The 15,927-nt window shown below is 69.8% G+C and carries 10 protein-coding genes and 3 pseudogenes; 5 read left to right on the top strand and 8 right to left on the bottom strand.

Features of this window, described 5'->3' with window-relative positions; all coding sequences use genetic code 11:
* Positions 1-186: 186 nt before the first annotated feature.
* The 6 genes and pseudogenes from DVR05_RS25060 to DVR05_RS26815 form a co-directional block, all read right to left on the bottom strand.
* On the bottom strand, positions 187-1,245 hold the full coding sequence (locus DVR05_RS25060) for a beta-ketoacyl synthase N-terminal-like domain-containing protein (RefSeq protein ID WP_116248384.1): 1,059 nt from the start codon (positions 1,243-1,245) through the stop codon (positions 187-189).
* 1 nt (position 1,246) lies between these two features.
* Complete coding sequence (locus DVR05_RS25055; protein ID WP_232832317.1) at positions 1,247-2,452, bottom strand: beta-ketoacyl synthase; 1,206 nt, start codon at positions 2,450-2,452, stop codon at positions 1,247-1,249.
* 23 nt (positions 2,453-2,475) lie between these two features.
* Positions 2,476-2,751, bottom strand: a complete 276-nt coding sequence (locus DVR05_RS25050; RefSeq protein WP_116248382.1) for an acyl carrier protein — start codon at positions 2,749-2,751, stop codon at positions 2,476-2,478.
* A gap of 21 nt (positions 2,752-2,772) precedes the next feature.
* Positions 2,773-3,282, bottom strand: a complete 510-nt coding sequence (locus tag DVR05_RS25045; RefSeq protein ID WP_116248381.1) for a hypothetical protein — start codon at positions 3,280-3,282, stop codon at positions 2,773-2,775.
* Between the two features lie 57 nt (positions 3,283-3,339).
* Complete coding sequence (locus DVR05_RS25040) at positions 3,340-4,461, bottom strand: lectin (RefSeq protein ID WP_116248380.1); 1,122 nt, start codon at positions 4,459-4,461, stop codon at positions 3,340-3,342.
* Between the two features lie 219 nt (positions 4,462-4,680).
* Positions 4,681-5,933: pseudogene (locus tag DVR05_RS26815) on the bottom strand (hypothetical protein).
* A 1,792-nt stretch (positions 5,934-7,725) separates the two neighbouring features.
* Here DVR05_RS26815 and DVR05_RS25025 point away from each other — a divergent pair.
* A complete protein-coding gene (locus DVR05_RS25025; RefSeq protein ID WP_198659349.1) occupies positions 7,726-8,151 on the top strand; it encodes a VOC family protein in 426 nt (141 codons plus the stop codon).
* Positions 8,152-8,312: 161 nt separating this feature from the next.
* Entirely contained in the window at positions 8,313-9,284 is a 972-nt protein-coding gene (locus tag DVR05_RS25020) for a bile acid:sodium symporter family protein (protein ID WP_116248376.1), read from the top strand.
* 493 nt (positions 9,285-9,777) lie between these two features.
* Here the strand turns inward: DVR05_RS25020 and xylB are convergent, their stop codons facing one another.
* Positions 9,778-11,163, bottom strand: a complete 1,386-nt coding sequence (gene xylB, locus DVR05_RS25015) for a xylulokinase (RefSeq protein WP_116248375.1) — start codon at positions 11,161-11,163, stop codon at positions 9,778-9,780.
* Between the two features lie 278 nt (positions 11,164-11,441).
* Between xylB and DVR05_RS25010 the strand changes: the two genes are divergently transcribed.
* The 3 genes and pseudogenes from DVR05_RS25010 (at position 11,442) to DVR05_RS25005 (ending at position 15,654) form a co-directional block, all read left to right on the top strand.
* Positions 11,442-12,470 (top strand): MBL fold metallo-hydrolase, encoded by a 1,029-nt coding sequence (locus DVR05_RS25010; RefSeq protein WP_116248374.1) that lies wholly within the window; start codon positions 11,442-11,444, stop codon positions 12,468-12,470.
* A gap of 267 nt (positions 12,471-12,737) precedes the next feature.
* Positions 12,738-13,133, top strand: a pseudogene (locus DVR05_RS27630) (DUF4158 domain-containing protein); the annotation flags it as partial.
* A gap of 244 nt (positions 13,134-13,377) precedes the next feature.
* Positions 13,378-15,654, top strand: a complete 2,277-nt coding sequence (locus tag DVR05_RS25005) for a Tn3 family transposase (RefSeq protein WP_232832316.1) — start codon at positions 13,378-13,380, stop codon at positions 15,652-15,654.
* Positions 15,655-15,741: 87 nt separating this feature from the next.
* On the opposite strand, the pseudogene DVR05_RS25000 reads toward DVR05_RS25005, so the two are convergent.
* Positions 15,742-15,927, bottom strand: a pseudogene (locus DVR05_RS25000) (ISAs1 family transposase); the annotation flags it as partial.

The following is a 15,927-nucleotide window of genomic DNA, read 5'->3' as shown; positions in this document are numbered from 1 at the left end:
GTTCCGCCGGCCCGGGTTCGCCAAGATGCTCGACCGGGTCGGGCACCCTGCGGCGGAACGCGGCCGGGTACCCACGTCGTCCCGCGACTCCTCCCTGAGGTCACGTGATCCCGGGGTCCGTGAATCCGACTCCGAAGAACGCGGACGCACCACACCATCACACCCGGAGCGGGACACCGCTCGACCTCAGGCCGAGTGTTCGGCATCCGATGCTGGGAAACGGAGCAGAGCGTGGGAGAGAAGCCCCCCGGGATCGACGGATGTGACCAGAGCGACGGAGCCCGGGGGAGGTCCGGCCAGGCTGAGAATCGCCGCGATCTGGAAGGCGGCGGAGGCCGTCCCCGTTTCGCCGACACCGGCTAGGCTCGGCGCCCGTCCCAGGGCATCGTTTCCGAGCACGGAGGCGACGGCCTCGTGTTCACCCGGAGCGCCAGAAGGACAGGCCACCCATACCCGCCGGGGTGGAACCGCGTGGCGCTCCAGTTCCTCCCTGAGGGACGACCGCAACGTGGAGCGCACGTCCCCCGCCGGGTGGACGCGGCTTGTCACGCCGAGAAGCTCAACGAGTGGGGCACCGCTGGCTGTGTGCGCCTGTTCGACGAGGTACAGGACGCACCCCTCTCCCAGTGGGGTCGGCGTCGCGGACGCGTCGCGGCGGAACTCCAGCCAGGCGCGCATACTGCTGTATTCCTCGACCGCTCCGGCCAGCACGGCCCCGGCACGCTTGTGTGAGAGCAGGCGTCGGGCATAGGCGAGTGCGGACAGTCCTGATGTTCGCCCCGTGGCAACGGTGGCGTTGGGTCCCGTGAGCCGGTGCCAGATGGCGGTCTGGCCGGCGGCGCAGTTCATGACGCCGTTGGGGACGGCGCTGGGGTCGACGTAGAAGGGACGCTCGGCCAGGAGGGAGGTTCGGGTGAAGTCACGCATCGCCTGGACCGCCCCCGTACAGCCGAGCACCACACCGGTCTCAGCGGGCTCTCTCAAACGGTGGAGGAGTTCCTTGGCTGTCGTGACCGCGAACCCACTCACTCGGTCCATGGAGCGGGTACCCTTTCGCCCGAGCACGTCGCGGACATCGAAATCGGGAACAACGCACGCCTTGTCTTGTGGAGGCCGTCCGTGTGGGGCTTCCGGCCCTTGAACGGTGGTCCTCCCCGACCGCAGGCCGCTCTCGAACGCCTCACGCCCGATCCCGAAAGGTGAGACCGTCGACCACGCCGTGATGACGAACGGCCCAGTGCTCATTTCACTCCCCACCAGATTCGTAAGCCCCGAAAATCACCACGGCGTTGTTCCCTCCGAACGCCAGACCGTTGCTCTGAGCGGTCCGCACGGTGGTGGACACGGCGTGATTGGGCACACAGTCCACCGCGCATTCGGGGTCGGACTCGACGTGGTTGATCGTGGGGGGTATGAAGCCGTGGGCGATGGCCAGCGCACAGGCGGCGCCGGACAGGGCACTGGCGGCCCCCATCGTGTGGCCGAGCATGGACTTCAGCCCGACGGTGGGGGGCGGGCAGGGGCCGAAGACGTCGTGGATGGCCCGGCTCTCCGTGACATCGTTCAGTCTGGTCCCCGTCGCGTGCGCGGAGATGAAGTCGATGCCGCCTGGTTCCACGCCTGCGTCGTCCAGGGCCAAGCGCATGCACCGGGCGATGCCCTCCCGTTCCGGCGCGATCTGGTGGTAGGCGTCGCAGGTGATCCCCAGTCCCAGCACCTCGGCATACACCCGGGCTCCTCGACGTACCGCAGACTCCTCCCGTTCCAACACCAGCACCCCGGCCCCCTCACCTGTGAGTATCCCCTGGCGGTTGGCGTCGAACGGCTGACAGCGTGATGGTGCGATCAGACCGAGGCGGTAGAAGCCGGTGAAGTTGCGGCGGCACATCGCGTCCGCACCGCCGCACAGCGCGAGGTCGATCTCACCGGAGCGAAGGGCGTCGAGCCCCTCACCGATGGCGTAGTTACCCGCGGAGCAGGCCGTGCCCAGGGTGGTGGCCTGCGCGCGACGCAGGTCCAGTTCCCTCGCTACCGCGACGGAGAGGGCGATCGCCGGTACCTTCCGGACCAGGGTGTGACTCATCCCCTCGGGGCCGGCGTCGATCTCCTCGGCGACGAGCTGGTCGAGCTCATGCGAACCACCGTCCGTGGTACCGACGGATACCAACACCCGACTCCCACTCAAAACAGCCGGATCAAGTTCCGCGTCCCGAACCGCCATGCGGCTCGCGGCGGCCGAGAACTGCGCGGCCCGGCCGAGTTCAGGGGGGCTGAGCCGCCGCAGCCAGCGCGCCGCGTCGAAACCCACCACCTCGCATCCGTGGGCATGGTCGAATCCCGTGGTGTCGAAGAGCGTGATCGGGCGGGCGCCACTGCGCCCGGAGCGGACAGCGTCGGTGAATTCCGCGACACCCGACCCGATAGCACTCACGACACCCAGCCCGGTGACCACGACCCGCGGCGCCGTGGCCCCGCTCACCCCCGTCGTCCCGCGAGAATCTCGTTTCGGGCCTGTGCGACCACTTCCCGGACAGAGGACAGGCTCGTCATCCGGCGGGCCTTCGCGTCATCGATGACCAGGGTGTACTCTCGCTCGACGGCCGCGACGATCTCGACCTGGACCATCGAGTCCAGCCCGTAGTCATCGATGAACAGGCTCGTCTCGTCCAGTTCGTCGTCCTCCAGTTCCGACAGTTCCAGCACGATCTCCCGGATCCGGTCGCGGCGCTCCCGCGTGGTCCCCTGACACATCCCTCGTCCCTTTCTGGGTTGTCAGCCAGTGGCCAACGGCTCACGAGAGGTGGCCATCACGTTGGACAGACAGCGTGCCACCTCGTTCGACCACTTGTACTCACTGTTCTCGTAGATCGCGATCTCGGACCATATGTACCCCTGGTACATGAAGGTCTTCTTCCCAGCAGGAACCGAGAACTGCATCGTCTCGGTCACCGACCTCGCCCACTGGCTGCTGAAGGTCATGCTCGTCGAGATCTTCATGCTGGCCTTGACGAACTCCACGTTCACCTCCAGTGCGGTCTCCACGCCGATGGTGAGCGACTGCGTGAAGGTGAAACCCGTCGTCACAGACCTGGACCAGGTGGTGTCGGCGTCCGAATTGGTGTTGTCGATGGAGCCGACCAGCTGCAGGGTGGGCGCGTAGAGAATGATTGCCCTCATCTGCTCCGCGGTGGCCTGCAGGGGGATCCCCTTGTTGAATGACTCCTTGTCGAGCTGGGGACGCTTGTCGAAGACCTCAATCTTCTTCTTTACCGGGAACGGCATTCCTCACCCCTCGTTTCTGAATCGATGGTGGTTCGAGTGCTGCCAATGGAATGAATCCTACGATTCCAGTGCCCACTTGTGGTCTCGTTCGAGAATTTTTCCGGAAGTGTAGGTGACCGCGCGTGGCCTGACGGAAGCCGTGGCCTTGCGGTCGGGGTCATGCTTCTTCTTGTTTCGGTAGTCCTTGATGAGGATCTCGTATTCCACAGTGAGGACGCCGACTCCCTTGCACTCCTCCTTCGTCGGATCGTAGTCTCCGGCGAGGAAGAGGACGAGGGACTGCGGTCCGGGTGCGTAATCCTCGGCTCCAATATTTCGGAGCGGCTTGATCGTGTTGGCGAGTGCTGCGGTGGTGTCCCTCTTGGCGAGGCCGTTGGCCAGGGAGGCTGAGGAGTTGTAGGCGAGGTCTGTGAAGAGGTTCTCGAATGCGTCAGCGGTGGTGTAGGAGTCCGTCCTGGAAGTCCATTTCTTCTCCTGCCCGCTGAACTGGTCGCCATGCCTTTGCACGATCTTGTCCCAGTTCTTACGGCGCTGGATGTCATGCAACTCCTGGGAAGGCTGGACCTTGCTCACGTCCGGAACCCAGGTTCCCACCGCGACCGGTTCCAGGCCTTGGGCCGCGACCTGCGCCATGTAGATCAGTGCAGTGGATCCGAGTCGATCGACGTGCTCGTCGAGGGCGCGAGGCGACGGCTCGTCGTTGACCACGTCCATGAGGAACCCCACGGCTTCCGAGTGCGATTCACGGACCTGGTCGACGAAATCCTGGCCCTCCGAGTCCTGGCGAAGCAGCTCGTCGATGAAGTTCTGGGTGCCGGGATTGGTACTCGCTATGGTGCTGGCGAACTGCCGGGTGGCCGGGCTCGCCGCTGTGAGAGACCCGAGGAGTTCGTGGGATCCCGATATGAACAGGCCGGCGTGGGCCGGGTCGGCGAAGGTCGGTGCGGACTGCCGGGGCTCCGTGATGAAGTAGCTCGGCCAGGGGTTGGGTGGCTCCTTCTCCGCGATCCTTTTGATGACGGTGTCGATGTTCCCCTGAAGTTTCTCCGCGACGGTGTCCGGGCATGTGATACCGATGTTCGACAGCTGATTCCGGATCCCGTTCGCCGTTGGCCTGGTGACGTTGTTCTCATCAGGCTTCTTGAGGCCGATCTTGATCTTGCCGACCGGAAAACCCATATTTTCACACCCTCCGTAGGGACGCGCACAAAACAGGCAAGGAAGTGAACGAAGAATCGCTCAAAAATTATCGAGGAACAGCTGGTCGGGCGAGACGGCGTCTTGGTTGCGAACACATCTTCGATATTGGTGAAGGCGGCCGAGGGGAGTCGGAAGTCGATCTCCTCGGATCCTCTGAAGGAGAGTAGCACGTATGCCCAGGCATTCAAGAGGGTGCTGTCAGGTTCTCGCGAAATATCGATGCGACAGGTGTGGGGAAGGGCGGATATTCTCATTTTCGGCCATTGGGGTGCTTGGATTGTTCTTTATGTTCTCTGTGGCGATCAGTTTTTTTATCTTCAGTGTTGGAGGGCCTCGCCCTGATTCCTCCGGCTTGTGGAGGCGAGATCGGCCGGGGCGGCTTGGAAGCAGCGGCCCGATCGTCTCCGGCAGGACTGGAACGAACCGGGGTTCACCCCGTTTCGGGGCTTTCGTTCGAAGGCGCGATCGGCCCCCGCCCGCCGCGCGTCCACGTCGCAACCTCCTCACGTAGGCACCGGGGCTGACGTGGTAGGGACTCTCGGCGTCGGAGCGACGCCCGCGCAGGCGATGGGCATTGATCTCCGCTTCCACGACGGCCGCGGGCGGAAGCGCACAGGTCCCGTCGACGAGGTCGGCGATCCACTCGGCCTGCTCCTCGAAGAGCGGGACGAGTGTGGACACCTGGGGTGAGGTCCCGCGAACGAACCCGGCGAGGAACAGACCCTGGTGTGCGGGCGGCACGACGAGCAGGTAGAGTCCCGCGCGGTCGCCTTCGCGGGGAAGGAGGCCCTCGGGGAGGAAGGGCGCGTCCATCCGGTAGTCGGTGCAGCAGATGACCGCGGCGATCCTCTCGCGGCTGCCGTCCGTGAACAGGACCTCGTTCACCTCCGACCGCGCCACCGCGCCCTTGGGCGCGATGCCGCCTCGCGAGAGCGCGGGAAGCAGTTCGTCGCACAGGACCGCCAGGGAGGAGAGCAGGCGTTCGGTCGGAGGCGGCGGCCCGTAGCTCGTGATCCTTCCCCGGACGGCTCCCAGCAGAGCCCTGAGCAACGCACGTCTCATCGGCGGTGGTAGCGCCCGACAGACCGGGTTCTCCGGCAGGGCGTCCACGGGAACCCCTCCGAGACGCCGGGGCAGGACGTGCTTACCGCCCCGGACCGAGAGCAGGGTGCGCCTCGCCGCCCGCGAGACGTCCACGGCGATGTCACAGGCGGTGTTGCCGAAGCCGATGACAGTACTCTCTCGCCCAGAAAGTCCTCGCCCTCCCAGTAGTGGACCGAGTGGAGGAACCTCCCTTCGAGCGTGTCCGTCCCCGGAATCGCCGGGGCGGGGAACCGGGGGGTCCAGTGGTGGCCGGTCGCCACCACGACCCGTGTGAAGCGCCTGCGTCGTGGTGGGTCGGTCCCGTGCCGGGTGACGACCTCCCAGTGGCCGTTCCCGCCCGGTGCCATGGCGGGCACCCGGGTCCTCAGCTCCGTCCGCGCGTCGATTCCGTGACCTGAGCAGAACGCGCCCATGTAGGCCGCCATCTGGCGAGGTCGGGGTAGTCGGACGGCATGGGGACCCCGTGGACGCGGTTCGGGCGCGTGACGTGTTCAGCCGGAGCGAGGCGTAGGCGGGGGTGAGGCTGTCCCCGGGGGGACGTCAGGCACGTGCCACACGCCCACCCACGTGGCTGGAGCGGTCCACACCGGTAGGCGATCCCCCGGCGTGCCAGCGCACGGCACACGGTGAGTCCGGTGAACCCGGTCCCGATGACACAGACGTCGTCCCCGCCGTCCTCAGCGTCGCCTCCCGGAAGGGAGGTTTCCGACGTCGTCGGTGGTCCCCTACCCGGCCGCCGGGAGCGGCGGTGCCGTGGGTCGACCTGGGGGCCATGCGGCTCCACCGGGGTTTGCGCCGGGTCCTGGGCCTCGTCGATCACCTGGGCCTGTCCGCGGACCTGATCCCGTTGGCTTCGGACGGCCGGAGAACCTGTACGACCTGCGGGGAACAGGCTGCGGCAACGGGACCTGGGCCGTGCTGCACTTTCCTGCCGCCTCAGACCGGACGAGTGCGGGCTGATCCCAGCGGTTCTGGAGGACCGGGTGGCGGAGGCCCTGCTCCCGGGGTTCGTCCACAGCCGTCGAATCCACCACGAGGCACGCGCCCGAGCGGACCGGCGTGGCACCGAGGAAGCTCTGGAACACTTCCGAGCATGGTGCCGTTCGGCGGTGCTGCGCGATCAGCGTGTGGAGGCGACGCCTTGGGCCAACGCCCTGGGCGCGGCGCTCAGCGACGAGGCGGTGGCCTTCGTCCACGACGCCGGCGGCTACGGCGTGACCGGAGGACTGAAGGCGGAGGCGACCACCACCCGGCGGGCGCTACCGACTCGTTTTCCAACGGCGGGACGCGCGCGGCCACGCGCTCCCAGGACACGTCCATGTCCGCGCCGACGCCGTCGTCCTGGCCCTTCCTCCTGGACCGCTGGCCGACCTCGACCCCACCGGCCTCCCCTTCGACACCCGCTCGGCCGCCGTCCCGGAGACGGCCGAGGCGGTACCGGCCGTAAGCTCCTCCTCTCTCCACCGACGCCCGCGGTGGCACGACCTCGGCCTGGTCCGGGGACGGAGCACCACCGACACCCTCCTGCGCCAGTTCTGGTCCGGAAGCACGTGTCAACCGCCGGACGCCGACGTTCGCGAGGGGCCCGCGCCAACGCTCGCCGCCTACCCCAGTGGAGCTTCGGCCGAACGCTGGCTGCGCGAGCGCCCCGAACCGGGCACGGCGGCGACCGCCGCCTTCCCCGTCTCGGATGAGGCTCCGGCACCCGGTCCGGCGTCAGTCGCCCGAGCACACGCCCTCCTCGAACACGTCCGCAACGTAACGGATCTCGAACCACCCCCCAGCGCTTGTCGGCGGGACTGGGGCCTGCGAGCGTGACGCGATGCGTCTGGCCCGCTCCCTGCTCGTGGAGGGCTCCGCGTACCACGGTGTCGAGGACGTCACGGCGACGGCCAGGGCCGTGCGCGAGGAACGGGGGCGCGGTACGCGTTGCGGCTGAGACCGTCCCTCGCGGGGGCTTTCGTTGACCGTGTTCGGTCGGCGCGGGGCGGCTGCCATCCGAGGCCGGTGTCGCCCCTGAACGGGGTGACACCGGTGCGGAACCTCGCAGAACGCGACGGTGGACCCGGTCCGGTGCCATGTCGGCGCGGCCGGGTGTCCCACCTCTTCCCTAGGCTCGGCCGCATGACGATTCAACGGATGGACAACGTCGGCATCGTCGTCGCCGACCTGGAGGCCGTCACCGCGTTCTTCGTCGAACTCGGGATGGAGTTGGAGGGCGAGGGGCGGGTCGAGGGACGGTGGGTGGACCGTGTCGTCGGGCTCGACGGTGTCCAAACCGACATCGCGATGCTGCGGACCCCGGACGGCCACGGCCGACTCGAACTGATGCGGTTCCACACGCCGCCGGCGGTCGCCACCGAGCCGAGGGAGGCGCCGGCGAACGCGCTGGGCATCCGTCGCGTCATGTTCGCCGTCGACGACATCGACGACACCGTGGCCCGCCTGCGCGCCCACGGCGCCGAACCCGTCGGCGAGGTGGCCCGGTACGAGGACAGCTACCGGCTCTGCTACGTCCGCGGCCCCGAGGGCGTCATCGTCGGCCTGGCCGAGCAGCTCGGCTGAGGAGCCCCTCCGGTCGGCGCGCACACGTACCGACCGGGCCGGTCGGTGGGCCGGGTGACGCCGGGGGCTACGCTGACCGGTGCGGTGTCGACCCCTCGCGGCGGCAACCGCCCGGGGATCGGTACCCGCCGCCCCGGGGTATTCCACGGGAAAGTTCCTCCATGTCTGTCATCTCACGCGTCGCCGACGCCGTCGGCCGCTGGTTCGCCCCCCTGGTCCTGCTCGGAGGGGTCCTCGGACTCCTCGCGCCCGACCTGGCCTCGACCGTCACCCCCCACCTCCCCCTCCTGCTCGGCGTCATCATGTTCGGGATGGGCCTCACCCTGCGTCCGGTCGACTTCGCGATCGTGGCCCGCCACCCCAGGGCGGTGGCCCTGGGCGTGCTCGCCCAGTACACGGTGATGCCCCTGCTCGGCTACGGGATCGCCCAGCTGCTCGGGCTGCCCCCGATGCTCGTGGTGGGCATGGTCCTGGTGGGCGCCGCGCCCGGCGGGACCGCCTCCAACGTGATCGTCTACCTGGCGCGCGGGGACGTGGCGCTGTCGGTGGCGATGACGTCGGTCTCCACCCTGCTGGCTCCGGTGCTCACCCCGCTGATCGTGCTGGGCCTGGCCGGTTCGACGCTGCCCGTCGACACGGGCGCCCTCTTCCTGTCCATCGTCAGGATGGTGCTGCTGCCCGTCCTGGCGGGACTCCTGTTGCGCCGGTTCGCGGACCGGGCGGTCACCGCCGCCCTCCCGGCGCTGCCGCTGGTGTCGGTCACCGGGATCGTGGTGGTGGTCGCCGGGGTGGTGGGCGCCAACGCCGACACCGTCCTGGGCACCGGCCCCCTGGTGGCGCTGGCCGTGGTGCTGCACAACGCTCTGGGGCTGGGCCTGGGTTACCTGGTCGGCCGGATCGGTGGGGTGCCCGAGAGCGGGCGCCGCGCGGTCAGCGTCGAGGTCGGCATGCAGAACTCCGGTCTGGCCGCCGCCCTGGCCACGGCGCACTTCGCCCCCCTGGCCGCGCTGCCCGGGGCGCTGTTCTCGGTGTGGCACAACATGTCCGGCGCGGCCGTGGCGACGCTGTGGGCGCGCCGTCCGCCGGAGGACGCGGTCGTCCGGTCGGAGGCGGAGGCCACCGAGAGCGGGTGACCGCCGCGCTCCTCGGTCGGAAACCGAGGAGCGGGTCGCTCGGCGCTCTGACCGGTGTGCTGGTCAGAGCGCCGAGCGTGGGCGGAACGTTGACCGTTCCCCACGATCTGGGGTTCCATGCGCGCGGGGTGTGGCCTGAAGTGGACACCTCGGGTCGGGCGAGTGGGGTGTGGGGGTCGTCTCCGCTTGTCAGTGTGGTCCCATGCCCGAGCGATGCCGCGTGCTCCCGGTCCCGTGCTCCTGGATCCTCGTGTTCGTGCTGGTCGCCGCCGCGTGCCACCCCCACGCGTCCGTGACCGTCCCGCTTCCGCCCGAGGCGCCGACACCCCGTGCGCCGGTCGTGCTCGCAGCGGCCCCGGCGGGGCCCTGCCGGGGCGCGGCCCGACGGCGTCCGCGCGGTCGGTGTCCGAAGCCCCGGGCGGTGCGGGGGACCGGCCATCCCGGTTGCCGCTACCGCTGAGCCCGCGGCCGGGGAGCGCGGGCGACCGGGTTCCTACACCCCGTGGGCGGCCCGCCGGACGGCCGCGTAGCGCTCACGCACGTGCGGCACCAGCGCGGGTCCGGTCTCCGGACCGGCCTCGGCGGTGTTCCACTCCGGAGGCCGGTCGTTCCCCGACAGCGCCCACGCCGCCTGGCGCGCCGCGCCGAGGGCCACGTACTCCGCCGGCGCGGGCACGACCACCGGCACGCCCAGGATCGTGGGCGCGATCGCGCGTACCGCCGCCGACCGGGCTCCGCCGCCCAGGAGCAGCACCCGGCGGATGGGGACCCCGGCGCCGGTCAGCGCGGTGAGCCCGTCGGCCAGCCCGCACAGCATGCCCTCCACCGCCGCGCGCGCGATGTTCTCCGGGCGCATGTTGGACCGGCGCAGGCCGTGCAGCGAACCGGCCGCGTCCGGCAGCACCGGCGTGCGCTCCCCGTCCAGGTAGGGCAGCAGGACCACGCCGTCGGCCCCCGGCTCGGCGGACAGGGCCAACGCGTCCAGCCCCGCCAGGTCGACGCCGAGCATCGTGGCGGTGGCGGTGAGGACACGCGCGGCGTTGAGGGTGCACACCAGCGGCAGGAAGCGCCCCGTGGCGTCGGCGAACCCGGCCACCGCTCCGCTCCGGTCGCGGGTGGCCTCGTCGCTCACCGCGAACACCGTGCCGCTGGTGCCCAGGGACAGCGCGGCGTCGCCCGCGCACAGCCCCAGCCCCAGGGCCGCGCCCATGTTGTCCCCGGTGCCCGGGGCGACGAGCGCGCCCGAGGGGGTGTGCCCGACGGCCTCGCCGGGGGCGGCCACCCGCGGCACGGAGATCTCGCGCCCGAACGCCCGCACGAGCAGGTCGGTGCGGTAGACGCCCTCCGGCGGCGACCAGTACCCGGTGCCGGACGCGTCGCCGCGGTCGGTGGTCGCCTCGCCCCCGCCGCCCGTCAGCCGCCAGGTGAGCCAGTCGTGGGGGAGCATCACCCCGGCCACGCGCGCGGCGGCGTCGGGCTCGTGCTCGGCCAGCCAACGCAGCTTGGTGACGGTGAAGCTGGCCACGGGGACGCTGCCCACCGCGTCCGCCCACGCCTTGGGGCCGCCGAGCTCGGCCACCAGGTCGTCGGCGGCCCCGGCGGAGCGCGAGTCGTTCCACAGCAGGGCGGGGCGCACGACCTCGCCCTCGCCGTCCACCGTGACCATGCCGTGCTGCTGCCCGGCGACGGCCACCGCCGCGACGCCGTCGAGCAGGCCCGACGCGGCGTCGGTCAGCGCCGACCACCACTCACGGGGGTGGATCTCGGTGCCGTCGGGGTGCGGGGCGCGCGCCTCGCGCACCACCGCGCCGCTGTCGGCGTCGCAGACCACGACCTTGCAGGACTGCGTCGAACTGTCGATTCCGGCGACTAGGACCATTTCCGCTCCGGGTGTGGGGAGGTGGGGGCGATCACCCCGTGGCACGCGAGGTCCTACCCATGTGCCGCAGGTCTTCGCTCGGGCGGGCGAGATCGGGTGACGACGCCCATGGTACGGCCGCGACCGGGCGGCATCCGGGGCCGGGGTCTTGCCCACGGAACACGAACAAGATATTTTATTTCATATTGTTTTCTTCGGGGGAGACCCCACGCGGTGCGGTGAGCGGCCTCCGTCCGCCACCCCAACGCGCACCGTGCGCCACCAGTGAGGGGAAAGCCATGATCGATCGAAGGGCGTGGGCCGAGCCCGGGGTGGAGACCGTCTGCCCGGGGGTGCACCGGATCCCCCTGCCGCTGCCCAACGACGTCCTGCGCGCCGTGAACGTCTATGTGCTGGAGGACCTGGCCGAGGACGACGGCCTGGTCATGATCGACGGCGGATGGACCATCCCCGAGGCGCGCAAGGCCCTGGAGGAGGGCCTGACGGCCATCGGCCGCGACCTGGCCGAGATCCGCGACATCCTGGTCACGCACGTCCACCGCGACCACTACACCCACGCGGTGGAGCTGCGCCGGTCACTGGGCTGCCGGGTCCACCTCGGCGCCGGGGAGCGCCGCGGCCTGGAACTGCTCAACGAGCGGCGCGGCGGACTGCCCTTCCTCCTCCGAACCCTGCGCGGGGCGGGGGCGGCCGCACTGGCCGACGAGGTCCGGTCGGTCTACCCCGACGACTACGACCCCCGCGACTGGGAGACCCCGAACCGCTGGCTGGGCCAGGAGACACTGCGCTTCCCCGGCGGCGGGCTCCGGGTCGTGCCGACCCCCGGCCACACCCGAGGGCACGTCGTCTACCTGGACGAGCGACGCGGGCTGATGTTCTCCGGCGACCACGTCCTGCCGCACATCACACCGTCCGTGGGCTTCGAACCGGCCGATCCCGACGGTCGGCCGCTGGCCGACTTCCTGGACTCGCTGCACCTGATGACCCGGTACGCCGACGCCCGGCTGCTGCCCGCCCACGGCCCGGTCACCGACAGCGCGCACGCCCGGGTCGCCGAGCTGCTCGCGCACCACCGGGGCCGACTGCGTGCGACCCTCGCGGTCCTGGGGGAGGGCGCCCACGACGCCTTCACCGTGGCCCGCGGCCTCACCTGGACCCGTCGCGGGACGCCCTTCGACGGCCTGGACGCGGTCAACCGGATGCTCGCGGTCAACGAGACCGCGGCCCACCTGGACGTGCTCGTCCTGCGGGGAGGGGCCACGGTCGAGACGGCCGACGGGGTTCACCGGTACACGCGCGTGCGCTGACACCACGGCGCCGTGCGAGAACCCCGGAATGTTGCGCGGTCGTGGGATCCCTGCGGTTCTGTCGGAAACGCAGAAGGCTCGTTCCCCCGGGGTCGCCCGCACCACGGCCCGGTTCTCCCGAAGCTACGGCGAGGGGCAAAGTAACCGGTGAGTAGCTTCTGGGGCGGTCCGAGGTCACAGATCAGGCGAACCCGCCGGTAACCCGGAACCGGTCCGCGATCGTGTGCGCTGTCGACTACCGACCGCCATGATCTGGGAGCACCCCTCATGCGCCAGGACTGGACCCCCGAGCAGCTCGTCGATGAGTGGTCCCTGGAAGAGGGCGACCGCAAGCTGATCGGTAACAAGAGCGGCGCCACCCGGCTCGGGTTCGCGCTCAAGCTCAAGTTCTTCCAGATCGAGGGGCGCTTCCCCTCCTACGCCGAGGAAGTCCCGGCCGCCGCGGTGCCCTTCGTCGCCGACCAGGTGGGCGTGGAAGCGGCCCTGTTCGGCAAGTACCCCTGGAACACCCGGTCGGTGAAGTACCACCGCAGCCAGATCCGCGACAAGTACGGCACCCACGCGGCCACCGAGGACGACGAAGACCAGCTCGCCGACTGGCTCGCGGACCAGGTGTGCCCGGTGGAGGCCGACCGCGACGAACTCGCCCAGGCCGTGGTGCGCCGGTGCCGCACCCTGAAGATCGAACCGCCCTCACCCGGGCAGGTCGAGCGCATCGTCGGCTCGGGGGTGCGCCGGTTCGAGGAGTCCTTCACCACCAGCGTGATGACCCGCCTGGGCCCGGGGATCTGCGACCGGCTCCAGAGCCGGGTGCTGGGCACCGAGGGCGTGCTGGGGGCGGTGAAGTCCGACCCCGGGCCCGCTGGGGCTGGAAACCCTGCTGGAGGAGATCGACAAGCTCAAGACCGTGCAGGCCCTGGGGCTGCCGGACGAGCCGTTCGGGGGCGTGTCGGAGAAGATCGTGGCCGCCTGGCGCTCGCGCGCGGCCCGGATGTACCCCTCCGACTTCGCCGAATGCGCACCGCCGGTGCGCTACACCCTGCTGGCCGCGCTGTGCTGGTCCCGGCAGGCCGAGCTGATCGATGGCCTGGTGGAGCTTCTGATCCGCCTCATCCACCGGATCAACGCCCGTGCGGAGAAGCGGGTGGAGAAGGAGCTGATCGGCCAGTTGACCGCGGTGCCGGGCAAGAAGGGCATCCTGCGGCGGATGGTGGACGCCTCCCTGGCCGAGCCCGGCGGGACGGTGTCGGAGGTGATCTTCGGTGCGGTCCCGGGCGGGGAGAAGACGCTGCGCAAGCTGGCGCGCGAGCTGATGGCCACGGAGAAGGCGGTGGCCGAGCGGGTGCGCTACCAGTTGCGCGGTTCCTACTCCCACTACTACCGGCGGATGCTCTCCCCGCTACTGGCCGCGCTGTCGTTTAGGTGCAACAACACCGCCTATCGGCCGGTGATGGAGGCGATCGAGCTGCTGGGCCGCTACACCGACGTCGACCGCTCCGAGAAGTTCTACGGCACCGCCGAGGTGGTGCCGATCGAGGGCGTGGTGCCCAATGCCTGGGCCGAGGCCGCCTCGGGGCGGGTGGAGCGCATCCCTTATGAGCTGTGCGTGCTCATCGCGCTGCGTGAGGCCCTGCGCCGGCGGGAGATCTACGTGGAGGGGGCCGGGAAGCGGCGCGACCCCGACACCGACCTGCCCGGCGACTTCGCCGACAACCGGGATGTGCACTACGCGGCGTTGAAGAAGCCGGTGGAGCCGAACGCGTTCGTGGAGGGGGTGCGCGCCCGGATGCGCCAGGCTCTGGACCGGTTGGGCACCGCGATGTCGGAGGGCACTACGGGCGGGGTGCGGATCGTGACCCGCAAGGGCCAGCCCTGGATCAGTGTCCCGAAGCTGGAGGCGCTGCCCGAGCCGCAGAACCTGGGGGCGCTCAAGGGTGAGGTGCTCAGGCGGTGGGGGACCATCGACCTGCTCGACATCCTCAAGGACACCGCGCTGCTCACCGGGTTCTGCGAGGAGTTCTCCTCGGTGGCCACCCGCGAGGCCATCCCGAAATCGACGTTGCACCGCCGGTTGCTGCTGTGTCTGTTCGCGCTCGGGACGAACATGGGCATCAAGCAGATGATCGCCACCGGCGAGCACGGCGAGGACGAGGGGGCGCTGCGCCGCACCCGCGCCTCGCACATCACCCGCGACAACCTGCGCCGCGCCATCGCCGAGGTGGTGAACGAGACCTTCGCCGCTCGCGATGCCACCTGGTGGGGCACCGCCACCGCCACGGCGTCGGACTCCAAGCGGTTCGGGTCCTGGGAGTCGAACCTGATGACGGAGTTCCACGCCCGCTACGGCGGGCACGGGGTGATGATCTACTGGCACGTCGACAAGGGCAGGGCCTGCATCTACTCCCAGCTCAAGTCGTGCTCCTCCTCCGAGGTCGCGGCGATGATCGAAGGGGTGCTGCGGCACTGCACCGACGCCGAGGTCCAGGCCAACTACACCGACACCCACGGCGCGTCCATCGTGGGGTTCGCCTTCACCGAGCTGCTCGGGTTCAAGCTGCTGCCGCGGTTGAAGAACATCGGCGCGGTGCGCCTGTACAGCCCCGACACCGGCCCGGCGACGTGGCCGCACCTGGAGCGGGTGGTCAAGAACCGGCCCATCGACTGGGCGCTGATCGAGCACAACTACGACCAGATGGTCGCTTACGCCACCGCGCTGCGCCTGGGCACGGCCGACACCGAGCAGGTGCTGCGCCGCTTCACCAAGGGCGGCGGCCCCAAGATGCCCGTCTACCAGGCCCTCGAAGAACTCGGCCGGGCGGTGCGCACCATCTTCGCCTGCGACTCCCTGGCCGACGAAGCCCTGCGCAGGGAGATCCACGGCGGGCTGGAGGCGGTGGAAAACTGGAACGGCGCCAACGACAAGTTCTTCTACGGCAAGGAGGGCGTGCTCACCGGCGATGACCGCGAGCACGCCGAGATCTCCATGCTGTGCCTGCACCTGCTCCAGTCCGCCCTGGTCTACGTCAACACCCTGCTCCTGCAACGGGTCCTGGAAGACCCCGTCTGGGCGAAGCGGCTCACCCCCGAGGACCGGCGGGCGCTCAACCCGCTGTTCTGGACCCATATCAACCCCTATGGCCGGTTCGACCTGGACATGGACAAGCGCCTGGACCTGGCCGTGTGAGACCCCCGACGAGAGGACAGAGACGATATATCCGTGGGGGTGATCCAGGGCTGTTTCATTCTCGGTGGGTGGTGACGTTGATGCTGGTCACGGCAGACCGATCACGCCCAGCGGGCGGGTGAACGCCTCATACGACACCCACCGGATCGCGTCGGGCACCGTGTCCTGCCCCAACCGGTCCAGGAACACCAGGGCGACCGCTCGCAGCGCGGCCAGGTTGTCGGGAGCGTGCCCGGAGCGGACCTTGCAGGCGCCCTCACCCAAAGTGACGTC

Source organism: Nocardiopsis sp. FIRDI 009 (assembly GCF_003386285.1).
Classification (GTDB): Bacteria; Actinomycetota; Actinomycetes; order Streptosporangiales; family Streptosporangiaceae; genus Nocardiopsis.
This window is presented reverse-complemented; position numbering and strand designations above follow the sequence as displayed.